Origin of the sequence: Euhalothece natronophila Z-M001 (genome assembly GCF_007904085.1) — a bacterium.
Lineage (GTDB): Bacteria > Cyanobacteriota > Cyanobacteriia > Cyanobacteriales > Rubidibacteraceae > Halothece > Halothece natronophila.
In genome coordinates, this window is sequence record NZ_CP042326.1 from 887697 (window position 1) to 908185 (window position 20489).

18 protein-coding genes are annotated in these 20489 nt (G+C 40.5%); 8 read left to right on the top strand and 10 right to left on the bottom strand.

Annotation, left to right across the window (positions count from 1 at the left end; translation table 11 throughout):
- Nucleotides 1-143: 143 nt before the first annotated feature.
- From FRE64_RS04150 to FRE64_RS04165, 4 genes are all read left to right on the top strand, one after another.
- A complete protein-coding gene (locus FRE64_RS04150; protein ID WP_186708963.1) occupies nucleotides 144-1154 on the top strand; it encodes an iron ABC transporter substrate-binding protein in 1011 nt (336 codons plus the stop codon).
- 183 nt (nucleotides 1155-1337) lie between these two features.
- Nucleotides 1338-2918 (top strand): ABC transporter permease, encoded by a 1581-nt coding sequence (locus FRE64_RS04155; RefSeq protein ID WP_246140391.1) that lies wholly within the window; start codon nucleotides 1338-1340, stop codon nucleotides 2916-2918.
- Nucleotides 2919-3019: 101 nt separating this feature from the next.
- Nucleotides 3020-3577: a recombination mediator RecR gene (recR, locus tag FRE64_RS04160; protein ID WP_246140416.1), complete on the top strand. Its 558-nt coding sequence runs from the start codon at nucleotides 3020-3022 to the stop codon at nucleotides 3575-3577.
- A complete protein-coding gene (locus tag FRE64_RS04165; RefSeq protein WP_146294803.1) occupies nucleotides 3577-4392 on the top strand; it encodes a SirB1 family protein in 816 nt (271 codons plus the stop codon). Before recR ends, FRE64_RS04165 begins: the two co-directional genes overlap by 1 nt.
- Before the next feature lie 2 nt (nucleotides 4393-4394).
- Here FRE64_RS04165 and dacB read toward each other — a convergent pair whose 3' ends face one another.
- The 4 genes from dacB to FRE64_RS04185 all read right to left on the bottom strand — a co-directional run bounded on the left by dacB (nucleotide 4395) and on the right by FRE64_RS04185 (nucleotide 10611).
- Entirely contained in the window at nucleotides 4395-5807 is a 1413-nt protein-coding gene (gene dacB / locus FRE64_RS04170) for a D-alanyl-D-alanine carboxypeptidase/D-alanyl-D-alanine endopeptidase (RefSeq protein ID WP_246140392.1), read from the bottom strand.
- 201 nt (nucleotides 5808-6008) lie between these two features.
- The gene (locus tag FRE64_RS04175) at nucleotides 6009-8726 is read right to left on the bottom strand and encodes an ATP-binding protein (RefSeq protein ID WP_146294804.1); all 2718 of its coding nucleotides are present in this window, start codon (nucleotides 8724-8726) and stop codon (nucleotides 6009-6011) included.
- A 7-nt stretch (nucleotides 8727-8733) separates the two neighbouring features.
- Nucleotides 8734-9183 carry a response regulator gene (locus FRE64_RS04180; protein ID WP_146294805.1) on the bottom strand — a complete coding sequence of 150 codons (450 nt, stop codon included), beginning with the start codon at nucleotides 9181-9183 and terminating at the stop codon, nucleotides 8734-8736.
- Between the two features lie 99 nt (nucleotides 9184-9282).
- Nucleotides 9283-10611 (bottom strand): sensor histidine kinase, encoded by a 1329-nt coding sequence (locus FRE64_RS04185; RefSeq protein WP_246140393.1) that lies wholly within the window; start codon nucleotides 10609-10611, stop codon nucleotides 9283-9285.
- A gap of 217 nt (nucleotides 10612-10828) precedes the next feature.
- Here FRE64_RS04185 and FRE64_RS04190 point away from each other — a divergent pair, with 217 nt between their 5' ends.
- From FRE64_RS04190 to FRE64_RS04205, 4 genes are all read left to right on the top strand, one after another.
- Entirely contained in the window at nucleotides 10829-10993 is a 165-nt protein-coding gene (locus FRE64_RS04190) for a chlorophyll a/b-binding protein (RefSeq protein WP_146294806.1), read from the top strand.
- A 61-nt stretch (nucleotides 10994-11054) separates the two neighbouring features.
- The gene (locus FRE64_RS04195; protein ID WP_146294807.1) at nucleotides 11055-11360 is read left to right on the top strand and encodes a hypothetical protein; all 306 of its coding nucleotides are present in this window, start codon (nucleotides 11055-11057) and stop codon (nucleotides 11358-11360) included.
- Nucleotides 11361-11408: 48 nt separating this feature from the next.
- Nucleotides 11409-12056, top strand: coding sequence for a precorrin-8X methylmutase (locus FRE64_RS04200; RefSeq protein WP_146294808.1), 648 nt, complete (start codon nucleotides 11409-11411; stop codon nucleotides 12054-12056).
- 134 nt (nucleotides 12057-12190) lie between these two features.
- Nucleotides 12191-12961 carry a 7-carboxy-7-deazaguanine synthase QueE gene (locus FRE64_RS04205; RefSeq protein ID WP_146294809.1) on the top strand — a complete coding sequence of 257 codons (771 nt, stop codon included), beginning with the start codon at nucleotides 12191-12193 and terminating at the stop codon, nucleotides 12959-12961.
- Here FRE64_RS04205 and FRE64_RS04210 read toward each other — a convergent pair.
- The 6 genes from FRE64_RS04210 to FRE64_RS04240 form a co-directional block, all read right to left on the bottom strand.
- Nucleotides 12958-13689, bottom strand: a complete 732-nt coding sequence (locus FRE64_RS04210) for a DUF3318 domain-containing protein (RefSeq protein WP_146294810.1) — start codon at nucleotides 13687-13689, stop codon at nucleotides 12958-12960. The two genes, FRE64_RS04205 and FRE64_RS04210, sit on opposite strands and share 4 nt — an antisense overlap.
- Before the next feature lie 192 nt (nucleotides 13690-13881).
- Entirely contained in the window at nucleotides 13882-14979 is a 1098-nt protein-coding gene (locus FRE64_RS17810) for a fasciclin domain-containing protein (protein WP_246140394.1), read from the bottom strand.
- 89 nt (nucleotides 14980-15068) lie between these two features.
- Nucleotides 15069-16211, bottom strand: coding sequence for a calcium/sodium antiporter (locus FRE64_RS04225; protein ID WP_146294811.1), 1143 nt, complete (start codon nucleotides 16209-16211; stop codon nucleotides 15069-15071).
- Between the two features lie 84 nt (nucleotides 16212-16295).
- Complete coding sequence (gene trpE / locus FRE64_RS04230; protein ID WP_146294812.1) at nucleotides 16296-17864, bottom strand: anthranilate synthase component I; 1569 nt, start codon at nucleotides 17862-17864, stop codon at nucleotides 16296-16298.
- A 45-nt stretch (nucleotides 17865-17909) separates the two neighbouring features.
- Entirely contained in the window at nucleotides 17910-18719 is an 810-nt protein-coding gene (gene larB / locus FRE64_RS04235) for a nickel pincer cofactor biosynthesis protein LarB (RefSeq protein ID WP_146294813.1), read from the bottom strand.
- Between the two features lie 2 nt (nucleotides 18720-18721).
- Nucleotides 18722-20485 (bottom strand): ABC transporter substrate-binding protein, encoded by a 1764-nt coding sequence (locus FRE64_RS04240; protein WP_146294814.1) that lies wholly within the window; start codon nucleotides 20483-20485, stop codon nucleotides 18722-18724.
- Nucleotides 20486-20489: the final 4 nt, after the last annotated feature.

Sequence of the window (20489 nt, forward strand, 5' to 3'; positions counted from 1 at the left end):
CCTAAATTTACTTTTAAGCTATTGCAAAAATTTCTTGTTATTCCCCTAAGTTAGTGATAATATCTATCAATAGTGTTGCAATTAGTTCTCAACTAAGCAACAAAATAACTGCAAATACTAGAAAGAAAGTACAATCTATTATCATGCAACGTCAGTATGTTATCGCTGGAATATCAGGGGTTGCCCTAGTTGGGGTGATGCTTGGTGGATGTAACCCTCTCCAACCTGAAGAAGACACCCTCACCATTTATTCGGGACGGGGTGAAGACCTAATTGGGCCCTTAATTCAACAAGCCGAAGAAGACTTAGGCTTTAATATTGAGGTTCGTTACGGTGACACCGCCGAACTTGCCACAACCATCATGGAAGAAGGAGAAAATAGCCCTGCTGATCTATTTTTCGGTCAAGATGCTGGAGCTTTAGGCGCATTGAAACAAGAGGGACGAACCGTCACCATTCCCAGTGAAATCCTCAACAAGGTAGATAGCCGTTTTCGTGATGAAGATGGTCAGTGGATGGGAATTACTGGACGGTCAAGGGTAGTCGCCTATAACGAAAATCAAGTTGATGAAGACGAATTACCTGATTCTGTCTGGGACTTAACAAGCGAAGAATATCGAGGGCGTGTCGGTTGGGCTCCAACCAATGGTTCTTTTCAAGCCTTTGTCACCGCTATGAGACTGGTAGAAGGAGATGAGCGCACGAAACAATGGTTAGAAGACATGAACGCCAATGATCCTCAAGTATATTCCAATAATACCACCACGGTAGAAGCGATTGGTCGCGGTGAAGTTGATATGGGACTGGTGAATAACTATTATCTCTTTCGCTTTTTAGCCGATGATCCTGATTTCCCAGTTCAACATCACTACACCCGTGGCGATGCTGCCAGTATGGTTAATATCGCTGGCGTTTCTGTGCTTGATACCGCCGATGATACATCCCAAGCCTTTGAATTTATTAATTACTTAGTGAGCGAAGAATCGCAAACCTTTTTTGCCGCAGAAACCAAAGAATATCCGCTTATTCCGGGCATGGAACCTCCTGCAGATCAATTAGAACTTGATGAAATTGATCCGCCAGAGATTGATTTGGGCAACTTGGAAGACCTAGAAGGAACACTCTCCCTCTTACAAGAAGCTGGAGTGTTATGATCTAGGTCGCAGTTTGGGAAAATTTAGCCTAGACATTAATTAGGGGTTTGTCTGGGCTATGTTTCCGAAATAAACAGGAAATGCTTTAATTATAGTATCACTTTCATGAATAAGTCATTCACTAAGGGATCGCGAGGGAAATTATTTAATTTTTTCAATGTTAATCGCAAGGGACAACCCCCCTTGTTTTTATTGCTAATAGCGAGCATTACTGCCCTTGGCATGATATTACCGCCAGTGTATTTGGTGCTACGGGCTACTCAGTCAGGGGTAGATGAGTTTTTATCAATTCTGACGCGATCGCGCACCCTTGAAACGATTTTTAATACCCTCTCCATGGTAGCAGGGATTACCCTTTTAGCTGTCCTGGTTGCAGTTCCCTTAGCTTTTTTGACAACAAGAACTGATTTACCTGGCAAACGATTTTGGCTGGTAGCGACTACATTACCCTTAGCCATTCCCACTTATGTTGGGAGTTTTGCCCTTCTTGCCTTTGCTGGACCCCGAGGCAGTGTTTTACAAATCATTTTAGAACCCTTGGGAGTTGATCGCTTACCATCCGTTTATGGCTGGTTTGGGGTTGTTATCGTGATTGGGCTTTTAACTTATCCCTATATTATGCTAACTGTACGCGCCGCCCTTTTAGGGATGAATCCTTCTTTAGAAGAAGCAGCGAGAAGCCTTGGTTATAGTCAACGACAAACCTTTTTTCGGATTACCTTTCCCCAACTCAAACCCGCAATTGCCAGTGGCAGTTTACTAGTCGCTCTCTATTCGATTCAAGATTTTGGCACACCAGCCATGTTGCGATTTGACTCCTTTACCCGCGTCATTTTTACCCAATACAGAGCCGCCTTTGATCGAACCCTAGCAGCCGCTTTGGCTTTAGTTTTAATGTTGCTGGTAATGGGGATTTTGCTTTTAGAATTTAAGCTCAGACGTGCAGGGGCTACTTACTATACGACCAGTTCTGGCGCAATGAAGCCCCCAACAATCATTCCTCTAGGGCGTTGGAAATGGGTAGCACTTCTATTTGTCAGTTTAATTGTGTTTCTGACATTGGTAATTCCTGTAGGAGTAATTTTATTTTGGCTTTTCCGTAGTACCCTATTTGGGGGTGTCGGTTATACTAGCTTCCAAGCGGTGCCGCTTTGGGAAATTGTTTGGAATTCAATTTATGCAGCCGGGTTAGGGGCTTTAGTTGCCACGATTTTTGCCATTCCCATCGCGATTTTATCAGTGCGTTTCCGTAATCGTTTTACGACCATTTTAGAACGTTGCTCTTATATTGGTTTTGGCACTCCTGGCATTGTCATCGCCCTTGCTTTAGTCTTTTTTGGCTCTAGTTATGCCCAGTTTATTTATCAAGAAATGCCCATGTTGGTGTTTGCTTATTTAGTTCTCTTTTTACCGCAAGCCGTGGGAACCATACGAGGATCATTATTGCAGGTTAACCCTTCCTTAGAAGAATCGGCGCACAGTTTAGGGCGTAATTCTTGGCAAACCTTTCGTGAAATTACGCTTCCTTTAGTACGACCTGGGATTATTAGTGGCGCAATGCTAATTTTTCTCACTGCTATGAAAGAGTTACCAGCAACTCTCATTTTAGCCCCCATTGGATTTAAAACCTTAGCCACTCAAATTTGGCAAGCTACTGCTGAGGATGCGGCGTTTGCAACGGCGGCAGAGGCTTCTCTCTTGATTTTAATGATTTCTAGTGTTTCCACTTGGATTATTTTATCTCAGGAGAAAAAAGCAAGTTAACAGTATCAATTTAAGAGATTGTTAATATTAAGACCAGAGAATGAATTGGAGGAAAAGCCACGACAAATTACACACCCCCCCTAGCCCGATTAATTGAACGTCTGCAAGGTTTGCCTGGTGTTGGCCCCAAAACTGCCCAGCGCCTAGCCTTTCATGTTTTAAAACAACCAGAACAGGAAATTGAAGCTCTTGCAAATGCCCTGATTGACGCTAAAAAACAAATTGGGCTTTGTCAAGTTTGCTTTCACCTCACGGCTGATCCGATCTGTGAAATTTGTCGCAACCCTAACCGCGATGAGAGTACCATTTGTGTGGTTCCAGACTCCCGTGATGTTATTGCTTTAGAAAAAACTCGCGAATATTCAGGGAAGTATCATGTGTTAGGAGGCGTAATTTCACCGATGGATGGTATTGGGCCCGAACAACTGCATATCCAGCCCTTGGTGGAACGAGTTAGCCAAAATGAGGTCAAGGAGGTTATTCTTGCTATTAGTCCCAGTGTTGAGGGAGATACAACTACGTTATATTTAGGTCAATTGCTTAAGCCTTTTACTCGCGTCACTCGCATTGCTTTTGGTTTGCCCATGGGGGGAGATTTAGAATATGCTGATGAGATTACGCTAGCACGGGCGTTAGAAGGACGACGGGATTTAGATTGATGTCACTAGCAAGGGAAAATTTTGCTCAAGAGGTAAGTTTAGCTGATGAAGAAATTGATTTAGCGAAAGCCGCTCTTTATCTAGCACAAGAAGAAACACCGACGCTTGATCTTGAAACCTATTTAAGACAATTAGATGAATGGGCGCAACAAGTCCAGGCTTTACTTCCAGAAGAACGTTATCCGTTACGGGTGATTCAATGTATTAACCAAGTTTTGTATGATGATTTGGGTTTTGTGGGGAATGAGGAGAATTATTATGATCCCCGTAATAGCTTTCTCAATGAGGTAATGGAACGCCGCACCGGGATTCCTATTACTTTAGCATTAGTGTATTTAGAGGTTGCCCGTCGCATTGACTTTCCGATGGTGGGAATTGGGATGCCTGGACATTTTTTAATTCGTCCTGAGTTTAAGAATGCTGGCATTTTTGTGGATGCTTTTCACAAAGGGGAGGTATTATTTCCTGAAGATTGTGAACAGCGCTTACAAGAGATTTTTGGTCAACCCGTAACTTTAGATGATCAATTTTTAGAAGCGGTTACGAAAAAAGAATTTTTAGCTCGAATGTTGACTAATTTAAAGCTCATTTATATTAATCAACAGGATTTACACCGCGCGTTAGGAGTCATTGAGCGGTTATTATTAATATTTCCGGATGCGATTAGAGAACAGCGCGATCGCGGCTTACTTCATTATCAATTAGGAGACAACCAAACTGCGATCGCTGATCTGAAAACCTATGTTGCTCATTTTCCTGATGCTTCTGATTCCTCGATGATTCAGATGTTGATCAGTGAAATTAGTCAACAATAAATTTAGCATTCTTCTAAGCGAGATAATAAAACTAAAATGTTATCCATCATTTCCCGTTTTTCGGAAGCAGAAACTTGATAATGATTCACCATAAGACTAAAGACTAATGGCTGGTAATTAGGAAGTTCTACATAACCTGATAAAGCAGAAATACCAGTCATTGTTCCTGTTTTAGCTTGTAAGTTACCTTCGAGAGGGGTATCCTGAAATCGGTTTTCTAAGGTTCCGCTTACACCAGCTACTGGTAAAGAGGAACGGAAAATGTCCTCAGCTTCAGTTAAGGAGATATTTTTTAAGAGTTGCGCGATCGCGCTAGGAGTCACTAAATTACGACGAGACAACCCTGATCCATCAGCAAAATGATAATGATCCGAGTTAATTCCTAATCCTGTTAATGACTCTTCCATGACTTCCATATCTTCTTCGGGAGATTCTGCAATAAAAATTCTCAACAAAGATTCTGCATATAAATTATTACTCTCCAGATTTACTTTTTCTAATAATTCTGAAAGTGGTGGGGAATTAAACCTCATCATTTCTTCTCCCCTTTCGCTACTACCTTCGGAGAATTCAATATTTCTAACTTGAATGCCTTTTTCTCCAAGAGTGGCTAGTAAAGTATCTCGAAAGTAATGATCAGGATTGGGAATTGCTAATCCCCAAACTGCTTCTTCTCGATCTTCAGGGAGTTCTCCGCTTAAGTAAATTTCAGCAGTCCCCAGTTGTCCTCTTAAATTCAGGTTAGAGTCACTCTCAGCAGGGGTGGTAATAACATTAGATTCGACATCCCATTGAGAAGCCGCGATCGCGTTTTCCCAATCTTTATTAACTGCTTCCCCCACTGTTGTTGGCGTTAAGGTGAGATTGACAGAATTTTCATCTAAAATCAAACTATTAGCAGGGCTTCCATAAAAGGCGTAAACATCTTCCCATTCCCAAGTTGAATTTAAGTAAGGTTGAGAAAAATATCCAGTTTCTAAAATAACCGTATCTATTTCTTCTACTCCACTTTCTTTTAAGGTGGTTGCCAATTTTTCTAAATCACTGGTGGTTAAACTCGGATCTCCTTGACCCGTAATATTTAAACCCTCCAAACGAGGAGGATTTCCCTGCTGATAGATAGGAGTTGTAATTTCAAAATCAGAGTCTAATTGAGTTAATGCGACCGCACTTGTAAATAACTTGACATTAGAGGCGGGAATAAAAAATTCATCAGAGTTTCTTTCGTAAACTACCTCATCTGACGTTTGAGATTGAATCATGATTCCCCAACGAACTCCTGATTTAGACTCAGCAATAATTTCTTCTATTTCCTCTGATAAATCACTGTGACAAAAAGAATCATTCCTCGCGATCGCGTCTTTAGTGTCAGTTATTACTAATAAAATTAATAAAAAAGTTAATTTACCTAACAATTGAGATGATTTTAATAAAAACAATTTTTGTACCTCATATTATTTTGAAAAATTAGTAACGATAACCCAAGCCTTTTTTACCAATAACTATTGGGAAAATAAAGTTTAACCTCGTAGCATTTTGCTCAATTATAGCAGGAGTTAACAATATTAGGAAAGTTTAACTGGTATCTAGCTTTTTTATATTTTTTTTACCAGAAGTTAATATAAATGATTCATTTGGGCTGAAGATTGCTCTTGTTCTTGAACATAGCGAGGAATTTTAACTTCAAAATAAGACCCCTCATTCACTTGACTATCCAATAATATTTCTCCCCCCATCAAAGTAACCAGAGAATCAGTAATGGCTAACCCTAATCCTGTTCCTGCGTATTTTCGAGTGAGGCTTTGATCAACCTGTCGAAAAGCCTCAAAAATTTCTATTTGTTTTTCTGAACTTATCCCAATTCCCGTATCTTGAACCGTTATTCTTACCCAATCTTTTTCAGGATCACTAATTGTCACTATAACTGAACCCTCATCAGTAAATTTGATAGCATTGGAGAGTAAATTAACAATTACTTGACGCAAACGATTGCTATCATTAGTAATATAAGGGTTAGCCACTTTTGAATTAAAACTTAAAGTAATTTTTTTTTCATCAGCCAGAGATCGCATTTCTTCAACCGTATTAGAAACGATTGTTGTTAAATTACATCTTTCTAAACGTAACTCCATTCGTCCTGCTTCCATTTTGGAAAGATCAAGAATATCATTAATTAATGTTAAAAGCGTTTTGCCATTACTTAAAATGCGATCTACCATCTGTAGCTGTTGCGATTTTAAGTTATCTTTTCCCTGTCTTAATAGAAGTTGTGAAAACCCAATAATCGCATTCATCGGGGTTCGCAATTCATGGGACATCGTGGCAATAAATTGAGACTTGAGACGAGTGGCTTCTAAGAGTTTTATATTTTGTAGTTTAATATGGCGCTGTTGTTTTTCTAGTTCCTGATTTTGCTGAGCGAGTATTTTATTTTGTTGTTCGAGACGTTCTTCTCCTTCTTCTAAACTTTTAATTAATCTCGCATTATCGATCGCGATCGCGGCTTGTTCTCCCACGGCTTTTAATAAAGTTTGATCTTGAGGCTTAAACTCACCATCAGAGTCCTCTCCCCATTTTCCCACAGCTAAAATTCCCAATCGCCCTGACTTAGCTGATTCAATTGCGACGCCATAAATCACATCAGGAAGACTCTCTAACTCTTGCGTATTCTTATAAATTTGAGGCTCTCCCGTTCTAAAAACTGATTTTAAAACGCCCGAGTTTAAAGAAAATACTTGTGTCAAATCAATATTTTCAGTTTTTTCCCCCGCTACCACTTTCAGCATAATTTCTTGACGAGAATTATACAAAGCAATAAAACAAACATCTGCATCCATTGTTTTATAAGTAGCTTGAGCCATTACTTTTAATAATTCGGGTAAACTACTCAAGCGCTGATTCAATAAATTAGTCAATTGTTGCAACGTTCGCAGTTGTTGTTCTTGTTCCTGCAAAATCCGAAAAGTGTTGCGTAAATGATCCGTTGCTTCTTGGGCTTCTTTATAAAGACGGGCATTTTCAATGGCTAAAGCAGCGCGTTGGGCTAAATCTTCTGCTAAAGTGAGATCAGCTTGGGTATAACGTCGGCCAGATTCACTGGTAGCAAATAGAATCGTGCCAAAAATTTCCTCACCCATAGCAAGGGGAACACAAATATAGGAACGACAATTTAAACTCTCTAAAAGTTCCAAATGTTTTTGATCCACTGCCATTACTTCATTTTTCGTGGCATTGACCTGAAAACAGGCTTCAGAGGTATGACTCCTTAAAACTGCTGGACTACCATAATGCCGCGCTCGTTCTTGATTAAGATATTGTTGTAGTTCCCAGACTAAACTTGCTTTTTCGCGATTGACATGGGCAACAGCAATACGTTTTAAGCGAGGAGGACTCCCATAAACCCCTTCTGGTTCTACCACATCGATAGCACACCAATCAGCTAGACGAGGAACAGCTAACCGAGCTAAATTTTCTAAAGTGGTGCGATAATCTAGAGAAGAAGAAAGTAGTTGACTGGCTTCGGCAAGAAAACGACTGCGAACTTCATTGCGTTTCCTTTCGGTAATATCAATTAAAACCCCGGAAATGCGAGTTGGTTGTCCAGCATGATTTTTTTGAGATTTTCCTCTCGCAATACAGTAACGATATTCTCCGGAACTATGACGGACGCGAAACTCCACCTCTAGTTGATAGCTTTTACCAAGGATGCAGTTTTGGATGCTATTTTTCACTTCCCCTCGATCATCAGGATGAATTTGCTCATAAAAGCAATCTTTATCAATTTCTCGTTCCCCTGCAGAGAGTCCAATCATTTTGAGGAAGCGATCATTACAATAGACTACCTGTGATTCAATATTCCAATCCCAAATCCCCTCATTTGATCCTTCTAAAACTAAGCGATACCGTTCCTCACTTTCTCGCAAACGGGCATTAGCTGCTTCTGCTTCTTTTTCAGCCTGATAAACTCGAATCGCCCGATGAAGACTTTGAGAGAGATTTTCTGGAGATAAGGTATCTTTCGATAAATAATCGATCGCGCCAGCTTTCATCAAGTCCACTGCTACTTGATGATCTTCTTGCCCAGTTAAAACCACTAAAGGCAATTTACTCAGTTTACCTCGAATTTGCTGAATTAAACTCAAACCATCACCATCAGGAAGGCGATAGTCTAAAAAAACACATTCAATATCTTCGTGAGTTTCAAGTTCCTCTATGGCCCTAGCACAAGTGTCAGCAGTGATAATGGTCAGGCTTTGTTCCGTCCCTTTTTGTAAAGCACGACAGACTGCCATCTGATCCACTGTATCATCTTCCACTAATAACACTTTAACCATGGCATTGCTAAGAATAAGGATAATTTCTAGGGAGTTGGTTCAATTGCCAGTATTGATCAATTACTGCAATCATATCCACAAATTTATCAAAGGTTACAGGCTTGATAATATATCCGGCAACATTAAGTTTATATGCTTCTACTCTATCTCTATCTTCGTCAGATGTCGTCAGAACAATGACAGAGGTTGCTTGCAGAGAAGGATCAGCCCTGAGTTGGTGTAAGAATTCGATCCCTCCCATTTTAGGCATATTTAAGTCTAGTAAGACTAAACGATTATCCGGTGGCATTTTTTCATTGCTTTTTCCTTTTAAGAGGCTCAGGGCTTCTATGCCATTGTAAGCGATAAATAGCCGATGTTTTTCCAAGAGATTATTTTTCTTAAATGCTCTCTGCACTGTCATTACATCAACTTGATCGTCTTCTACTAAGAGAATATTTAATTGTTTTTTGGGCATTGTTATTTTCGGTCACTGGTTATAACTTTGGGCCAAGTGAAACGAAAAGTTGTCCCTTTTTCCATTACTGAATTCATGGTGATTGTTCCTCCTTTATTTTCAATTATTTTTTTTTATAATTGCCAAGCCAACGCCCGTATTTTCAGTTTTATCCCGAGCCTCTAAAGTTTGGAACATAACAAAAATTTTGTCATGAAATTTCGGATCAATCCCCGGACCGTCATCTTCAACTTCAAATTGATAAACGGTTTCTAATTCGGTTGACCTAATATTAATTGTACCATGAGAGGAATTATGGTGCTTGATGGCATTACTAATTAAGTTACTAAAAACTTGTTGTAAAAGGAAACGTTCAGTTTTAAAAGTAGGCATTGGGGGAATAATTTTAATGGTAAATTCAGGAGGAGGAGCAAGAGAGTCGATAATTTCTTGCAGTAAAAATTCTACATTGACGGTTTCGATTTGTGAGGAAGTTCTTCCTACCCGAGAGTATTCTAAGATGCCATTAATAAGGCTTTCCATGCGATGGACTCGCCCTCTTAATAAATCCATTTGATACTGAGTATCAGGGTCTAATTTATCTCGTAAATCTTCTTCTAGCCAAGTAGAAAGATTAGAAATAGCGCGGAGGGGGGCTTTCAGATCATGGGAAACAATATAAGCAAATTGATCTAATTCTTGATTCCGTTTTTTAAGGGTTTCAGTGGTACGGGCTAGATAGGCATTACTTTCTTCAATGCGGTTAGTATATTCAGCCAGTTGGCGCTCTAAACTGGCAAAAAGATAAATGCCACCGCCAGTTGCGCCTAACCCAATCAGTAAGGCAAGCCATTGCACTTGATTAGTTCGTCTTGCCCAGTTTTCTACTTGCTGTTCCCGTTGTTCTTGTTCGGCTTCTTGTTGTTGAATAAACTGCGTGATCGCGCTTTCTAGTTCTTCAAGTTGAACTTGATTTTCCAATAATTGTTCACTTAGCGGAGATAAATCATCCTCTAAAACATTGATATCTTGACCAATTGCAATCGTTGTTTCTAAGTATTGTACTTGTGTTTCAGCAGTATTACTAATGGTAGCTAATTGTCTTTCTTCAGTTTCTCGTAACAATTCTCGTAGCGTTTCATGTTCTTGTTCAATTACTTGTTTAGCTTGTTGGTAATTCCCCTTAAAAGCCTCATCTTCAGTGACACTATAGCCTCTAGCGGCTGCTTCTGCCTTTTGTAACGCTAATAATAAGCGATTAGCAGTGTTCAAAACTTGTTGGCTGTTTTGTTCTTGTCGTCTTGCCTCAAGGGTTTGAGCACGAAACCCTGCAATCATAATTACTGCTGTTAATAGACAAATTAATGGCAGGGTAATTAAAACTCCCCCTCGCCATCGTAAATTAAAGATAAATAACTTTTTCCATTGATGAGAAGATTCTAAGACCATTTCTAGAAACGATTAGTTGCGTATAAACTACCCTAACCCGCTTCGCGCTCGGTGGTAGCCTCCCGTGCTTTCGGGTGATTGATTAACGAGCAATATAGCAGTGGCTTGATCGCCTTACGCGCTTGGGCAATAGACTATAATAAAAGATAGAAGGGGTTTGAGAAATGGTCTTATAGTGATACATTAAATCATAAAAGTTTACGGAACAGAACCAATAATGACTCAACCGAGTGTTACTCCCAATACCAAAGAACCAACATTTGGCTTTAATCGCTATGCTGAACGTCTGAATGGTCGTGCGGCGATGGTTGGCTTTGTGTCCCTACTGCTATTAGAAGTGTTAACAGGAAAAGGCGTATTATCTTGGCTAGGATTAATCTAGAAATTCGCTACTCTAGAGTTAGAACGAACTTTTCATTCAGATTTGACGATTAAGGAAATCAATGAATATTGTGTTACCACGGTTAATTACTCGTGCTTATCGCCAAGAACCAATCTCTGCTTTTGTTTTTACAGTAGGTTGCGTTAATGCCCTAATTGGTGGTTTTGGAGAACGCTGGAGTTTACTGAGTTTAGGATTATTAGTGGGAACAAGCGCGATCGCGCTACGGTGGTGGCAAAATTATCAACGGCGTAGTGTATCAGAAGCAAAACGAAGCACTCGTTACCTCACTGGATCAGATAGCCCACCCCCTTTACCGCCTTTACAAAAAATACAACCCCCCAGTCACCGTCGCCAGCATTATTGAAATCAAGATTAAAATGGGAAAGGTTTGCCCAGCTAAAAAAAAGATGATATGGAAGGGACTAAAGTTGAAGCCAAGAGTTTACAGGCCATTGATTTAGAGGTAGAAAAGCATCATTTTTCCCCGTCTGAATATGAGATTATTCGGCGGGTTATTTACGAAACAGGTGACTTTAACTATCTATCTCAAATTTATTTTTCAGATCGTGTCCTTAGCGCTGGGGCTGCGGCTTTAGCCGCTCGAACCCCCATCATTGTGGATAGTCCGATGGTGGAAGCTGGGATTGCTGATGAGATCGAAAATAGTTTCACCAATCCCATTTACTGTTGTTTTGAGGATCATCCCCGTTACCATTTTTTGAAATTAGCTAAATGTCATCCAGAAGGCATTTTTATTATTGGTCGAGAGGCAACAACATTTTCTCAACTTTTTCATTTAATTGAGCAACAAGAAATCCAGCCAGCATTGTTAATTATTACTTTTCCTAAGTTGGTTGCTATTGAGGGGATGAAGAAAAAATTGCACTCCTTAACCATTCCCAATATTCACATGAAAAAACGCAAAGGGAATGTTGGGGTTGCTGTTGGAATTGTTCGAGGGTTAATTGACTTAGCTTGGGAAGTTTACTCACAATCTGAGGTTGCTGACTCTATTCAACACTCCTCATTAGATTCTAAGGATTATAGTGATTCCAAATAAAAAACAGCAACCTAAAAGTAGTGGGAGCATCTTGCTCCCTAGTAGCAGCCAAGATGGCTGCACTACGGAACTGAATTGGAACGACTATAAGGGAAACTAACAGAAAACAAAATCTTAGACAAAACTTGAAATAAATGACTCTAGTAACAACAGCCACAGCTAACCTCGTTGAAGTTTTCTCAGCAATTCAAGGAGAAGGCTTAAATGTAGGAACACGACAAATTTTTATTCGCTTTGGCGGGTGTGACTTACGTTGTTGGTTTTGTGACAGTGCCAATACTTGGAAAGCAGATAGCCAATGTCGCATTGAAGAAACTCCAGGACAGCGAGATTTTAAGATTTACCCTAATCCCATTGAGGAAGAGCAACTATTAAGCTGGATTAAACAGCAACACCAGCCTCGATTGCACGATAGTATTAGCTTAACTGGTGGTGAACCCCTACTTCATGCCAAGTTTTTACAGCAATTTTTACCGAAACTAAAAGCAATAACTCAGTTACCCATTTATCTGGAAACCGGCGGACATCGCCCCCAACAATTGTCTTTAATTTTAGATCAGCTTGACTGCATTGGCATGGATATGAAACTGCCGAGTGTTAGTGGGGAGGAACGATGGCTCGCCCATAAGGAATTTTTACAGATTTGCATACCACAAAAAGAAGTATTTGTCAAGCTAATTGTTTCCAATGAAACCACAGAAGCGGATCTTCAACAAGCGCGATCAATAATTGCAGAAGTCAGTTCTGAGATTCCTGTCATCTTACAGCCCGTAACGCCCTTAGAGGGGAATTCCCCCACTCCTCCTACCGCAGAACAAGTGCTATTCTGGCAATCTTTTTTTAAGGAAGCTCTTTCTGAAGTACGAGTGATTCCACAAACTCACAAAATGATCGGACAGCTTTAACGTTGTAAATTTTTCCGTCTTGCTTGAGGGCGAGAGCGTTTAGGGGCTTCCTGACGTATTGGTTCTTCTTCCGTTTCAGGAACATCCGCTCCGCCTTTTTTGTCATTCTGCATTCTTGCTTTTGCTTTCGAGGCACTTTTACGGAGGGCTTGTAACCGAGTTTCGTAGGTTTTACGAGCGCGTCGGTTAGGAGTTTGTTCAATGAGGGTTTTTAAGGCACTACCGAGGCTTTTATAGGCATTGGGGACACTATATCCAAATCGAGTAGCAAGCGCGATCGCTTTTTCATCAGCATCAATTAAGGCTTGAGTGGTCTTCGTGCCATTATTCTTTTGCCAGAGCCGATAGCCAGACACCCCACATAAGCCCAGAGCTAAAATTAGTAACAAACCATCTTGCACCCACAATTCACCAACAGCACCGCCTAAACCAATAGCAAGAGCTGCCATTTCCCAACCTTCTTTGGGAATAGTATCATTTTGAATACGAGCTACTTCGTGCCAGAACATTAAGTTCCGTTGATCTAGTGAAAGGTTTTCCCACTTTCCAAGATCAATTTGAATTTCCACCTCATCCCGACCGATTTCTTCACTGCGAATAATGGGAGGATTCACTTCTGTTGTCGCCTCAACAATCACCCAGCTTTGTAACTCTGGGGGAAGTAAGGTTTTTAAACGCCGTAACTCATTCATTTCGGCTCTTGCAGAAGCAGTGGCAAAAGATGTCATGTAAACCTCCGTTTAATGTTATCCGAGGTAGTTTTCTCGGAGCAAGTTTAAGACCCTGTTCAGTGAGAGTCAAAAAAAATGATAAACCCAACAATGGGGAAGATCATCCTACTACTCCTAATATACAATAGAGCGCGGGGTTTACGCACTCTATTGACTGTAATCAGGGTAATTTTTATCAGAATTAGCTAGTTAATTCATTCGCTCTTCCACGGTTTGTAAAAAGCCGGCTGGAGCTAGGACAGTATCAATAATATGAACGGTGCCATTACTAGCTTCCACATCAGCTTGGACAACATCAGCATTATTAATCTTGACTCCCTCTTCAGAAACGTTAATGGCAATGCCACCACCGAGAGATTCTATGGAGCCTGTTTCTAAGTCTGTTGACATGATATTTCCTTCTACAACATGGTAAGTTAGGATTCTTTCTAACAGGTCTTGATTTTCAGGTTCTAAAAGAAACTCTAAAACTCCTTCTGGAAGTGCATCGAAGGCTTCATCGGTAGGCGCAAAGACAGTAAATGGCCCTTCTCCTTGTAACGTTTCTACTAAGCCTGCTGTTTCTACAGCTGCGACTAGGGTACTAAAGTCTTCTTCATTTTGAGCTAAAGTAACAAGGTCTTTGGCCTCAGCCTCTTCAACATCCATTTCTGGTTCTTCAGCCTCAGCTTCTTCAGCATCCATTTCTGGTTCTTCAGCCTCAGCCATACGAGCTTCTACTGTCTCTAGGAAGCCTTCAGGAATGAGAACGCTATCAATGGCATGAATAGTTCCATTACTAGCTTCTACATCCGCTGCAATGACCGTTGCTTCATTCGCCATGACTCCTTCTTCTGAAACTTCGATGGCAATTTCTCCACCAAGAGAATCAACCATTCCTGTTTCTAAGTCCGTTGACAGGACATTCCCTTCCACCACATGGTAGGTTAGAAGCTCCTCTAACAAGTCCTGATTCTCAGGTTCTAAGAGAAATGCCACAATTTCTTCAGGAAGAGCCTCAAAAGCGTCATTTGTAGGCGCAAAGACAGTCAATGGCTCTTCTCCTTGTAAGGTTTCTACTAAACCTGCTGCTTCTACGGCAGAGACAAGGGTACTAAAGGTTTCATCTGCACTAGCAACCCCAACAATATCTTCAGTTTCAGTCGCTTCAGTATCTTCTGTAGCTTGGGTAATCTGTAATGGCTGTTGAGAAGTTTTAGCTTGAGTTGTCTCTCCAAGGGCAGACGAAAGGATTAATGCAGTGGTTGTAACCAGACTAATGCTTAAAAGTTTTAAGGATGTTTTCATGCTCATTGGTAAGACACAATTAAGTGGTTGTAACTATTATGACGTAATATATTAAATATTGTTCCTTAAAAGTCTCTATATCCAAAGGATTATTTGTGGTTTCTATTTTGAGTCAGAACTTCTGAGTGACTATATTTTTCCTCTGCTTTTAAAGCGCGATCGCGCCATGCGGTCAAAGTTAAAATTATTAAAGTAACACCTGTTATAGGAATCACAAACCACAACATAACGGTATTAAAAACAGGCAGTGTTGCGTGTTCTGTTGATTTTAAAAATAAGAAAAGCGTGTAAATGATGTAATAAAACCAAAAGAAAATCCCTTCTCCGCGAGTGATCAAGTTACCACTAAAGAAAATCGGAAGACAGGCAATGGCAACGGCAATCATAATGGGAATATCCAAATTAATGGCAGCCGTAGAAACTTCTACCCCAGTGGGGGCAATAATTCCGGCTGTTCCTAAGACAATTAAAATATTAAAGATATTACTACCAACTACATTTCCCACTGCAATATCTCTTTCTCCTCGCATACTTGCAGCGATTGAGGTGGCTAATTCAGGTAAAGATGTTCCTAGTGCAACAACTGTCAAACCAATTACTAATTCGCTAATTCCTAGAGCCGTTGCAAAAGTAGTTGCCCCTGACACTAACCAATTTGATCCGAAAACAACCATAATCAAGCCAATTAATAGCAAACCAGCACTGATTAACCATTCTTTCCAAGAGTTCTCTTTTGGAATCACATCAAACTCTTCTACAATTTCTTCAGGTGAGGCATTATTGCGCCGACTTTGAATAATCAGATAACTGGTATAAACAATTCCTCCTAATAGGAATAATGCCCCATCAACTTTCCCTAAATTACCATCTAAACTGCAAAATAAGAGTAATATAGAAATCCCGATCATAATCGGAACATCCATTCTGACTAATTTTTCTGAAACTTTTAACGGGGTAATTGTTGCAGCAATACCTAAAATTAATAAGATATTGGTGATATTACTCCCAACCACATTTCCTACAGAAATGGCAGCTTGTTCGGTGAAGTTCGCTTTAATACTCACTGCTAATTCTGGGGAGCTTGTGCCAAAAGCAACCACAGTTAACCCCACCACTAAGGGTGAAATTCCTGCTAAAGTGGCTAATTTTCCAGCTCCTGCAACTAAATAATCGGCTCCTTTAACTAATAACGCTAAGCCAAATATAAACTTTAAAAAAACTGCAATTGTCATTTAATTAAAAAAATTATTATCAAACATATCTTATCCTTTCCTATTATCCCTGATTTATTAATAATTATCAATTATTTACTAAATTTAATGAAGGGAGCGAATTGCTTCTAATAATCCTTTTGCTTTATTAAGTGTTTCTTCATATTCTTTTTGAGGAATGGAATCCGCAACAACACCAGCCCCTGCTTGTACTGAGACAGTATGCTGATTTTCCCCTTGTGGACGGACGATCATGGTGCGAATCGCGATCGCGCTGTTAAGTTGTCCTTCAAAGTCATAATAGCCATAAACCCCAGAATAGGGACCACGGCGATGGGGTTCTAATTCAGCAATAATCTCCATCGCACGAATTTTCGGCGCACCACTCACAGTTCCAGCAGGGAAAGTCGCTTTTAACACTTCCCAAGCGGTTTTATCTGCGGAAATGTCGCCAATAACATTACTGACAATGTGCATCACGTGAGAATATCGCTCAATAGTCATTAATTCATCAACCGTTACCGTTCCTTTCCGACAAACTCGCCCTAAGTCATTGCGCCCTAAATCCACTAACATAATATGTTCAGCGCGTTCCTTTTCATCTTGGAGTAATTCTTCAGCAAGGGCGGTATCTTCAGCGATGGTTGTTCCCCGTTTGCGTGTTCCAGCAATGGGGCGTAACGTGCCACGCATTCCCTTGTTATCAGGGCTTAATTCTACTTTTACCATGACTTCAGGGGAAGAGCCAATTAGTTGCCAATCCCCAAACTGGTAATACGCCATATAGGGAGAGGGATTCACCATTCTTAGCGCCCGATACAGATTAAATGGATGTCCCGTATAACTGGTATTGAGACGTTGAGAGAGAACCACTTGAAAGATATCTCCAGCATGAATGTAGTCTTTGGCTTTTTCCACACTTTGACAAAAATCAGCTTCTGTCGTGGTGCTTTGATAGGAATAGGTTTCCGAAGGCGGAGAAGTAGAGAGAGAGACTTCTTTTGCCATTTGAGGGAGAGGAGATTGTAATTTTTGTAGTAAGGTTTCTACGCGATCGCGCGCTTGATTATAAGCCTTTTTTAAGTCTGTTTCCTCTCTTAAATCTGCATAAGCAATCCCCCAAATTTTCCGTTTCACTTGGTCAAACACTAATAACTGATCCACCTGCATCCACACCCCATCCGGTAAATCCTCATCTTGGCGAGAATGAATGGGAACACGCGGTTCCATCCACTGAATCAACTCATACCCCCACATTCCAAATAAGCCGCCAATCCCAGGAGGAAGATCAGCAATGGTAACGGGATGAATGGAGGCTAAACAGTTTTTTAAGGCAACAAAAGGATCACCGTGATAAGTGTTAGTATTACCCGCGCGATCGACCTGTGTGGTTATATTCCCCCGATTTTCTAATACCCACATCGGATCACAGCCCAAAAAGCTATAACGCCCCAGCTTTTCGCCCCCTTCTACTGACTCTAATAAGAAACTATAAGGTTGCCCGGCACATACCTTAAACCACGCTGAAACAGGCGTTTCTAGATCTGCTGTCCATTCTTGATAAACGGGAATAAAGTTACCTTGGGTGGCAAGTTGGGAAAACTGAGAAAAATTGGGGTAAACTTCTAGCCGTTGATTGGGGGTAGAGCTTTTAAAATCATTGGGCAAAGGCATAATAATATAAACTATTCTTGAGATTTATTTTTTTCTTGTTCCTAATTAATAACCATTTTCCTCGGATTCAGAATGAATTTTCCCTGCAGTTCGCAAAATTTGTCCCGCAAGAATAGCAGCCCCAAATCCGTTGTCTATATTAACAACCCCAATTCCGGGGGCACAAGAATTAAGCATTGTTAATAAAGGCGCAACACCTTCAAAACTTGCCCCATAACCAATACTGGTGGGAACAGCAATAACAGGAGAATCCACCATACCAGCAACCACACTTGGGAGTGCCCCTTCCATACCAGCCACAACAATCAGAACCTGAAGTTGGCTTAAAAGTTCTCGATGGCTAAATAAACGGTGAATTCCTGCCACTCCCACATCCCAAAGACGTTCGACACTAAATCCACAGAGTTCGGCAGTGAGAGCAGCTTCTTCAGCAACAGGAATGTCAGCTGTCCCTGCACTAATAATCCCTATTTTACCTTTTTTTTGAGGAAGAGAACCCGTTTTTAAGAGACAAATTTTGGGAACAGAATAATATTCTAACTCTGGAATCTGCTTTTTGAGTTGATCAAATACAGCAGGATCAATGCGAGTTGCTATAATTGGGCGAATCTGGTTATCCCGTTGAAAAGATTCCTGCATTTTTAACATAATTTGCACAATCTGTTTCGGGGTTTTTCCTGGGCCCCAAATTACTTCGGGAAACCCTGTTCTTAGGGTGCGGTGGTGGTCAATTTTGGCAAAATCATCAACTGATTCAAAGGCAAGATTTTGTACTTTTTGTTGCGCCGCTTCTACTGATAGGTTGCCCTCAGCAACTGCGTCAAGGATATTTTTTAATCCCTCTTCATCTCTCATTATTATTCTGCCGATAATTGTAGTTCTTCAATATTCCAAAATGCGCCCCCTAACGCGGAATATTCTACGCCTTCAATATGATCGCGCACCGCCGCTAAAGATAGGGGATTCACTAAATAAATGTAGGGTAATTTATCTTGAACAATTTCTTGGGCTTCTCCATAAAGTTCTTTTCGTCTTTCTTCATCTAATTCTCTTCCTGCTTCGATATAAAGTCGCTCAATTTCTTCTTCCCAATCTCGAATTTCACGTCCTTCTAAAGAGTCTTCCTCACTGCGAGGGGCTTGATTAAAGGTATGTAAATTACCATCGACACGCCATAAACTAATCCCAAAATGGGGCTCATTTCCACCTGTAAACCCTAAAAGATGACATTCCCAGTCGAGAGAATTAGAAAGTCGATCTACTAAAACATTAAACTGCATCGGGTTTAAATCAACGGTAATTCCTAATTTATCTAAGTCTTGGCTAATTTGCGCTGCCATGGCTTCTCGGGTTTGATTACCAGCATTAGTAATGAGGGTGAAACGAACGCGGTTTCCCTCTTCATCCACTAAATTTCCGTTATCGTTATATTCAAATCCCTCACTGAATAAGAGTTCTTCTGCTTTGTCTAAATCATACTCATAGCTACTGACATTTTCATTATAAAAAGGGGATTGCACTGAAATCGGGGAGTTTTGCGGTTTTCCTAAGCCACGATGAATATTATTAATCATTTGTTGGCGATTAATACCGTGCGCGATCGCTTTTCTGAAGTTCAGGTTATTAAACCAACGGGATTTGTAGGGTTCAACTAACGGTTCACCATTACGACTTCCGGTGTTTAAGTTAAAACCAATGAAGGTCGTTCCATATTGAGGACCGCCATTATGAATAGTAAAGTTTCTTTCTTCTTCTTCTCGTTTGAGTAAAGAAAAATATTCAGGGCTAACACTAATTGAATCCAGATTACGGGATCGAAATTGCATTAACGCTGTGTCTTGGTTTTCCACAATTTGCCAAATGACGCGATCAATATAGGGGAGTTGGTTTCCGTCTTCGTCGGTTTTCCAGTAGTAAGGATTTTTCTGAAAGGTGACTCGTTCACTGGTAGCATAATTGGCTAGTTTATAACGTCCATTAACAATAATTTCTTCAGGAGGGGCATCCACTCCCCATTTACTTAGAAAAGCAGGTGTTCCCTCGGAGTCAGTTTCTTCCACGGAGGCTTCTAAAGCGTGTTTGGGCATAATGGGAGCGTTTCCTGCTGCTTGTAGGAGAGGCGCAAAGGGTTCAGGAACGGTAAATTTCACCTGTAAGTCATCTATTTTTTCAATAGTAGGAAATTCTCCTGTTTCTCCAATTCTCAAGCTATCGCGGATATTATTAGGAATGTCAGGATTGAGAATTAAATCATTATAGGTAAAGACCACATCATCAGCAGTTAACGGTTCACCATCAGACCATTTCAATCCTTCACGAAGAGTAAACGTAATTTCTTGCTGGTTATCAGAAATTTCCCAAGATTCAGCTAATTCTGGTTCAATTTCCCCTGTAATTGGATTTTCATCCACTAATCCTTCATAGGTTAAACCAAAAACATTGGGAGATTCTTGGGAGAGAATAGCATTAAAGGTTTTGGGGTCACTTAATACTGATTGCACGACTTGTGGGGTTTCTAGGGCTGTTCCTTCGAGCATCGTCGGGTCACAAGCCGTTAATAGGGTGGCGAGAAAACTTAGTAGTAAGGCGATTAAGGATTTTTGATGAGATTGAGATAGCATGGTT